General features: G+C 41.6%; 6 protein-coding genes. 3 read left to right on the top strand and 3 right to left on the bottom strand.

Annotation, left to right across the window (positions count from 1 at the left end; all coding sequences use genetic code 11):
• Positions 1-80: 80 nt before the first annotated feature.
• Together DK187_RS20615 and DK187_RS20610 are read left to right on the top strand one after the other, a co-directional pair.
• The gene (locus DK187_RS20615; RefSeq protein WP_188322898.1) at positions 81-854 is read left to right on the top strand and encodes a DUF4393 domain-containing protein; all 774 of its coding nucleotides are present in this window, start codon (positions 81-83) and stop codon (positions 852-854) included.
• Positions 855-1,014: 160 nt separating this feature from the next.
• Positions 1,015-3,012 carry a hypothetical protein gene (locus tag DK187_RS20610; RefSeq protein WP_111609177.1) on the top strand — a complete coding sequence of 666 codons (1,998 nt, stop codon included), beginning with the start codon at positions 1,015-1,017 and terminating at the stop codon, positions 3,010-3,012.
• 294 nt (positions 3,013-3,306) lie between these two features.
• On the opposite strand, the gene DK187_RS20605 is transcribed toward DK187_RS20610, so the two are convergent.
• From DK187_RS20605 to DK187_RS20595, 3 genes are all read right to left on the bottom strand, one after another.
• Positions 3,307-5,205 (bottom strand): TRAP transporter permease, encoded by a 1,899-nt coding sequence (locus tag DK187_RS20605; protein ID WP_111609176.1) that lies wholly within the window; start codon positions 5,203-5,205, stop codon positions 3,307-3,309.
• A 46-nt stretch (positions 5,206-5,251) separates the two neighbouring features.
• The gene (locus DK187_RS20600; protein WP_111609175.1) at positions 5,252-6,247 is read right to left on the bottom strand and encodes a TAXI family TRAP transporter solute-binding subunit; all 996 of its coding nucleotides are present in this window, start codon (positions 6,245-6,247) and stop codon (positions 5,252-5,254) included.
• 85 nt (positions 6,248-6,332) lie between these two features.
• Entirely contained in the window at positions 6,333-7,259 is a 927-nt protein-coding gene (locus DK187_RS20595) for a dihydrodipicolinate synthase family protein (RefSeq protein ID WP_204355676.1), read from the bottom strand.
• A 146-nt stretch (positions 7,260-7,405) separates the two neighbouring features.
• Between DK187_RS20595 and DK187_RS20590 the strand changes: the two genes are divergently transcribed.
• The gene (locus tag DK187_RS20590) at positions 7,406-8,311 is read left to right on the top strand and encodes a LysR family transcriptional regulator (protein WP_111609174.1); all 906 of its coding nucleotides are present in this window, start codon (positions 7,406-7,408) and stop codon (positions 8,309-8,311) included.
• The last annotated feature ends 103 nt before the right edge of the window (positions 8,312-8,414 follow it).

The raw sequence follows: 8,414 nt of genomic DNA, 5'->3' as shown, positions 1-8,414 counted from the left end.
TATACAAATCCAAGGTGAGGCAGATTATTTACATGAAAAACTTAATTTTTCTACAGCTTGGTTAGGCTTTAGGAGTAAAAATGATAAATGAGATCGTTGAAGCTATTTCTGGCGAAAATGGGTTGCTTAAAGAGGTTTATGGTGATTTAGCTAAACCTGGGGTGAAACAAGTTGGTAAAGCCTTAGAAACAGTTTTAGGGCTTGGCAATACAGTATTGATCCCTATTCAACTATTGAATACGAAAGGAAAGTATGTAGTTAAATCAAATCTAAACAAATACAGAGAAAAACTCGAAAGTTCAAATACTGATGATATTGTTCAAGTTGCACCAGAGGTTGGTGTGCCAATTTTGGAAAAACTAACTTATGTAACAAATGAAGAGCTCGTAAACCTTTATACAGAGCTGTTAGCAAAAGCATCTAGTAAGTCAAATTGTGGTATGGCCCACCCTAATTTTGTAAATGTAATTAATAGCCTATCACCTGATGAGGCTTTGTTAATAGGTACGCTAAAAGGAAAGACATCAATACCATTTGTTGATAAAACGTTGAAAAGAAGTACAGGTCAGTACCATATTATTCAGCCTATGATTACCAAGCTTGAAGATACGCCGGGGTTAGCTTTTCCCCAAAATACTAAAGCATATATAAGTAACTTAGAGGCTCTAGGGCTTTTAAATGTTAGAAGAGACATATGGCTTGATGACGAGCAAGTGTACACAGAGTTAGGTCAACGCCACGAAGTTCATGTAAATGAAGGGAGTGAGTACCAGCCCGGAACAAAGAAAGGTGTCATTGAAATTACAAATCTAGGAACCATGTTTATAGGTAGCTGCGTTGTACTACAAGCCTAACAAACGCCTCAAGAGGGACTGACAATGCGCGGCGTTTCCAGTCCCAATGAGCTGCGGTGGTTATGGCTGTTGTGTTTGAGTTGAGTGTTATGTGTTGTCAGCCCCTTAGGCGGGCGTTAGTGCTAGTCGAAAATCCGTCATAGAGCAGTTTAAGAAGGTTATGGAATTACCGAACTATATTAAAAACATAGAAATAGAAAAGTTTAGGGCTCCGGCAACAGATTTAGAAAAAGAACTACCGTTTGGGTTGTTAGAACCTCATATTTTTGAAAAGTTTTGTTGCGATCTCATCTACAGCAGGGTTGAGCAAGAGCTTGACGACGATATTACTGATGTATTGCCTATCGGCATTTCTGGCCAAAAACAATATGGTGCCGATATTTTTGTGAAAAATAACGGGAGAACGCAGGGTAATTATTCTCTTTATGAAGTAAAGCGAGTTAAATCGTACACGATTAGTGAATACAGAAAAACTATAGAAAGGTTCTTAGATAATTATGATAAATGGGGCTTTGATATAGCTGAATTCAACCTTTTTGTTTCTGAAGATATCTCCGCTGAGGAGATCGCATTATGGCAAAGCGAAGCTGCAAAAATATCAGTAAAGTCAATAAGTTATAGAATTATCCCTGCCTCTACACTTAATAAGTGGGTTAAGAGCTTTCCTGAACTAGTTTACAAGTACTTCCATGTGGCATGGACTGAGATGTTATTTGGAAAGGCTGCAATATGGCATATAGAAAACTATGGCATATGGCGGTATGACGAGCCCGCGACTTGGAACGGGTATAAAGAGCCAACCAAAAATCTATTCGGTGACAGTCTATCTTACATAAATGACCATGTAAAAATTCACGCATTTCTCCCTTCATTAGAGAAAAATAGTGCAAGTTGTTATATTGAATTTAGAAATGGAAGATTTTCACATGTAATGATAACCCTTAATCATAAACAACTGGTAAAGAGCTTTTTTGTCGCGGCGAAGATTCCTGTCCCTGATGCAGTAAGACCTTTTTTAATTAAGGAAGTAGATGGAGATAGCTATTACTGTGACATAGGAAATTGCCGTATTCGATTAGGCCTTCCTGAGGTTATTAGTCTATGTGACGCGCTTGATGTATTCTGGAATGAATACAGAAAACAGGTGAATAAGATCGAAAAATCTTGGAGGTCAAAACATTTTAATTATCATACCAAGTCTACGGAAGATATCCCTTTACTAAGAATAAAGAGAGGGTTATGGAGAATTCTTCTCGGCTTTGCTGAAAGTCATGATGCTTTTAACTCCACGGGAGACTGGAGCTTATTTGATAGCTGCCCAGGGTGGCTAAAAATATTTACTAATAACAAAACAAAAACGATGGATGCAGGATACCATGCATTTATTAAGCCTAGAGCCTATGAAGGCTTGGTTTCAAACTATAAAATCGTTGATGACGACGTTGTTTTGGTTTGGCAGCCTCCAAATTATTTTGTCGTCTCTTCGAAAGGTACTTCCATTAGCCCTCGAAATTATTGGGATGCCGAAACAACTCACGATTGGTTAAGAGACCATTTGATACCTAGAGCTCTTGAATGGAGCAATGAAAAAGCAAGTGTCGGCAAACCAAGAAGGTTTAATGATTTTTTCAAAAGCCTATTCAAGAAAAAGGAAGCGAAATCAAATTCATACAACCCAGATGATTACGTAATTTCATTTTTCGAGCCATACCCTAATAGAGACGCACAATCAATAGAAGAAACTGAAGGTCTGCTCTTTGTAGTAAATAGATTACAGTCATTTTTTAACAGTAATCCCAATGCCATATATGTCGGTTCTGAAAGTTACAGAAAACTCTACAGATCCCTTGGCGAAGTTCTTTCAAAGTCTGAGGTAGATGATTTTTTATATCTTCATGGCAATCTGAATTACCTATTTGCTGAGGACATGGAGTCACTAATAGCGGCAATTAATAATCATTCCCTTGAACATGAGGGTGGCTGTGATAACTCTTTTCGTATAGATTGCGTTTTACGTTGCATCCAAGTTTCATTGCGAGATGGGAATAGTTATCTAAACAGTCAAGAAGTTCGAGAGATTTTAAATGACTTGTACCCTTTAATTGAAATAATGGAAAGTCGAAAATTATTGGCTAGACAATCAAGATTCTTTGAGTGAATGCACTAACAAACGCAAGCACGCGGAACAAATTTCCGCTTCACTCCAATTTGTCCGATGTTGCGAGCGTTATACAGCTTTGGTATGTCCAGAAAACATGAGGAGTTAATAATAGTCACGATTATTGGCGAGAAGAAGCCCAAAGTAGATTAGCCAAAAGGGAATTTAGGGTCAGGTGAAAAATAGCTTTTTTTCATCTGACCCTAAAATTCTAAATTTCGACCCTAAATTTCTATAAAAAAGCCCTTTCAATCCGAAAAGGGCTTTTTTAGGTCGGTTATTTGAATATACCCTTTATTTAGTGTGATTTAAGGAGTGAGTTAATGCGGGCTCCTTATTTTTTGTTAACCAGTGATAAGCCAAATAAACAAGGCTGGTTCCAATGGCTATAAGCCAAATAGCACTTGCTGTTTGAGAGATCATTGCGAAGAATCCACATGCCATCATTATGATGCGTTCCAGTTTGTTCATCCTTCTTTTTGCAAAGCCTATGACACCGATTGCCCAGATGACGGTTGAAAATATCAATCCAACGCCAGCCAATAAAATATCTACATAACTTCCTATAAACAGGAGCGCTTCGTCAGCAAGGAAGGCGAATGGAATGAGGAAGGCCACAGCACAGATTTTGAAGGCTTCCACACTGGTTCTCATGGCATCTGTGTTAGCAACGCCGGCCGCGGCAAAAGACGCCAATGATACCGGCGGTGTTACCATCGAAAGGACGCAAAAATACATCACAAAGAAATGCGCTTGCAGCTCACTAACACCAAGTTCTTTAAGGGCTGGAACATACAATACTGCGCCAATAATGTACGCCGCGACAGTAGGAAGTCCCATTCCCATGATGATGCAGCCAAGCACTATCATGATTAAAGAAACCGTGTAAGAACCGCCTCCCATATCAATGAGTCCTGAGGCAAATTTCAGTGCTAGGTTAGATTGTATCGCGACGGAGACAACTAACCCTATTGCCATAATGGGACAAGCGATTTTTGCCGCTTGAATACCAGAGTCCAGTACCATTTGTGGGATGTTTTTTAGGTCGTAGCGCGTGTCCTTGCTTAAAAATGGCGCGATGAAACAGGTTATCGTGGCCCACACAACAGAGATTTGTGCGGAATATCCCATGACTAAGCCAATAACCAGTACCACAGGTGGCAGTAGCATGTTTAATCTGGGGAAGATGGATTTAATTTCATTGATATCTTCATCGTTAAGCGTACCGGTATTGGTTTTGTTGGCATGGATTCCCGCAAAGACAAACAAGGAAAAGTAGAAGGCAAGTGCTGGAAAAATGCCCGCTAGTGCGATATTGGTATAAGAGGTGGCAAGCATTTCTGCCATCACGAAGGCCGCGATCCCCATGATGGGCGGCATGAGTTGACCTCCAGTGGAAGCAATGGCTTCATAAGCCGCTGCTTTTTCTGGTGTTATGCCTGTTCGCTTCATTAATGGGATGGTAAATACGCCTGTTGCTGTCACATTGGCGACCGCGCTGCCAGAAATGGTCCCCATCAAGCTAGAGCCAATAATGGCCACTTTCGCACCGCCTCCCTTGGATTTTCCAACCAGCTTGATGGCGAGCTCTATAAAGAGCCGTCCACCACCAACGGAACTGTACACCACGCCAAAGACGATGAAGTAAAAAATAAAGTTGGTAGAGGTTGCGGTAGTGACACCCAAGATGCCACTGGTTGTCATGCCAAAAATCTCGCTCCATTCTGTCCACGAAATATTGCTAAAGCTCATTTGTCCTGGTAGCAAATAGCCAAACACGCCATAGAGCAAAAACGTAATAATGACAATTAACAGAACATAGCCAACGGTTCTTCGAACGGCTTCTAAAAGTAAGCCGATCAAGATGGTACAAATAACAATGTCATAAGTTTCAATGGGGGAGACATTTTCAATTCGGCTAGAAAGCCTTTCACTTTCGAAGTAGTAGTAACAACCAACCACAACGACCAAGGCAAACATAAGCACCGAAATGGCTTTGTTTAAGGCTGACGATGGTTTGGTTTTTAAAAAGGGTGTGGAAAGAAAAGCGATCGCTAAAGTCAGTACTAAATGCGTTGCGCGCTCAACTAAGGGAAGATCTGGATTAAATAAAATCCAGTATTGGTAAGCCAACAACCCAAGCGCTAACCAAGCACAAGGGTCGAGCATGTATCTACGAACAAATTTTTGCATCTTTTACACCTGATTTTTATATTTATTGTTGAGGCTTAGCACGACATTATTTTAACAGGCCAATTTCTTTGTAATAACGAATGGCGCCTGGGTGCAAACGAATACCATTTTTTTCCGGCTTAGCCGCATCTTCAAGCTTAAATGCCTTCCAAGCTTTAAAGTCATTGCTGAGCTGATCCATATTTTCAATGACAATTTTGGTGATTGAGTAGGCGGTATCATCACTCATTTTTGAACTGGCGATTAAGTGCGTACCAAAATCTCCGCCAATATTACTGTCAGTTTGTGCATCAAACCATTTTCCATAGCTGCCTTTTTGTAGACCTAGCGAGGCCATGACGTCCAACGCTCTTTCTGACATGTCTAAAAACTCAATGCCTCCAGTTAAGCTGATTTCAGTAATAGACGGGTGTCCTTGTAAAATGGTATCAAAAAAAAGATCTACCCGTTTATCTCTGATTAACCCGGACATTTGTGAGGAATCTACTTGGAGAATACTGCCGCCTTGGGACTTAATTTTATCTCTATCTAAACCATAGGCAGCGAGAATGGCTTCCACAACGGGAGGAATATTGGAGCCAGCAGGTTTCATCATAATGTTTACTGGACGGTCTGATTTCAAAATATCATCCAAAGACTTGAAACCATTTTCTTGCATGTATTCTTTGCGAACGATGGCGCCGATATAAACAGGATTGAGGCCACCTACCAATGAGCGGATATGGGTTGCTGAATTTCCTTGGTACAGCAACATACCTTCAGAAGCCCAGCGAGAAGTGGCCACGTTTGATAACGCAATATCCGCCTTGCCAGATTCAACCACCATGGGATTGGCCACACCGCCGCCGCGGGCAATGATCTCAATGTTTAATTTGGAATCTTTTTCTTGCACCATCCTTTGGATGGCCGCAGCGCCAACATACCAACCCGATCCAACAGGCATTGCGCCTAGTTTTAACTCTTCAGCTTGGGTAGGTAGCGAAAGTACACTTGTAAAAATAAGAGCTGAAGCAAGCAGAGAAAACTTATTAATTATTTTCATTATCTTGTTCTCCTTAATTAAGGGCAGCCGTGACCGCCCTTATGAAAATGTATTTCAGTGTATTTAAGGCAATATAATTTTTCTATTAAATTATACCTGCAGAGCGTAATGCGTCCGCAATTTCAACGTCTGCTCCTTCGGCAAGCGGTAACAGCGGAGAACGTACCGTTGCGTGCTCCAAAATGCCTCGAGCAACCAAGGCGTGTTTTAGTGCCACAGTACCTTCCATGTGAGATCCACGGTGATAGACGTTTTTAGTGACTGGTAAAAGTTGATCGTGAATGGCTCTAGCCGCAGGGTAATCTTTGGCTTTACCCGCTTCGATCAGTTTAACCAATAATTCTGGTGCCACGTTACCGTAACCAACCAAAAGACCGTCTACATCAAACATAGTGTGCAATAGGTATTCGTCATGACAGCTTAGAATCTGTAGGTCTGGTCGTTCTGCACGAATCACTGGGATTTCAGTGTCCCATCTTTTCATATTACGGACACCGTTTTTCATCGCAAAAACACCAGGTTGAGCGGAAATTTCAAGCTGTGTTTCTAGATCGTAAGTACATTTTGTTGCGTCTGGATATTGGAATAGGATTAGCGGTAAACCACTGTCTTCATAGCAGGCTCTGTATTTGTCTTGTGGCGCGCCTTTTTGATAACCAAATCGCAGCCAGCCGTGTGAAGGGTACAATAAACCGGCTTTCGCACCCGCTTCCACCGCGTTGCGACATTCTGCCGCCGCGACGTCTGTGCCTTCTCTGGTGATGCCCGCGATGATAGGGATTTCATCGTTAACCGATTCAACAAATGCTTCGATCACTTTCATTTGTTCTTTTTCAGATAGGAATGTGCCTTCGCCAGCATGCCCCAAAACAGTAAGGCTTTTCACGCCATCAACACTTTTCAGCCATGAACCAAGTTTTTGAATTGCCTTGAAGTCGACAGTGCCATCGCGATTAAAAGGAGTGACAGGAGCAGGGTTCAGTCCACGAAGGTCTATATCAATTTTATTCATTAGATTTACCTTTAATTATTATGTTGTTGGTTTGGTGTGGCTCTGTTTGGGTTAAGAGCACGTAAATTAGGATAGAATTTGTTTTGCTATGTGAATACTGTGAAAGTAGTATTTCTGATATGTATAAAACGTATGGGTTGTAGGGCATGAATTACGAAGTATGGAAAACCTTTGTCGACGTTTGTGAACTGGGGAGCTTGAGTAAAGTGGCGTCGCTTCATGGTATAAGCCAGCCGCAAGTGAGTCGCCAAATGAAGACAATAGAAGAGGCGTTTAATTGTCAGCTATTTATACGAACGGGCAGAGGAGTCGAACTCACTGACTTGGGAAAACGCATAGAACCCGAGGTCAGGAACTGGCTACAGCATACGGAACAGCTTGAAAACAGCATCCGAAATACCTCGGGCATTCCTATTGGCAAAGTGAGATTAGCAATCCTGCCATCGACGGCGGCGCCATGGCTAAGCGAAGTGTATAAACTTGCCAAAGAGCGCTACCCAGGGATACAGCTAGAGGTCAGAGAAGCGCAGGGCAACCAATTGGAAAACTGGCTAGAAGAAGGGCGTGTTGACTTGGCGTTACTGTTTCGACATTCCATCGATGATAAAGGTGGTGATATTTACTTACGTGACACCGCGACATTTTTAGTCGGCCCACCCAATGATCCATTAACCGCGAATCCAACCATTGAGTTCAGCGAAATAAATGGCATTCCATTAACGTTATTTTGTCGTCCTAGTAGCTGGCGAGATAGATTGGACGTACTAGCAAGACGATACGAGATCGACCTGAATGTGGTACTGGAAGCCGACTCTTTATCACTTCAGACCCATGCGGTCGCTTCTGACAAATGCTATGCAATGTTAGGCGCTTATGCCAGTGAATCCGCGCGTAATCTACTGGGCTTATCCGTTTCTCGTATCATTGCACCAGGCATTAAACGATACCTAGCATTATCTATGTCACCGCACGGGCAATTGACCCTCGCCATCAAAAAAGTCAAAGAACTTATTAAAGAAGTATCTGAAAAATACCCACCGGGATTTGAATAAAGGTTAATGTACTATTTTTTATCTCGCTCTTGGTGTTCGCCTTACTCCGTTTCAATCCTATAAGTTATTGATTTAATAATCTTTTGTAGGTCGTGGCTTTAGC

The sequence above is a fragment of the Marinomonas arctica genome (assembly GCF_003259225.1).
In the GTDB taxonomy this organism is placed as follows: domain Bacteria; phylum Pseudomonadota; class Gammaproteobacteria; order Pseudomonadales; family Marinomonadaceae; genus Marinomonas; species Marinomonas arctica.
The sequence above is the reverse complement of the archived record's forward strand: the minus strand, read 5'-3'. Positions and strand labels throughout refer to the sequence as shown.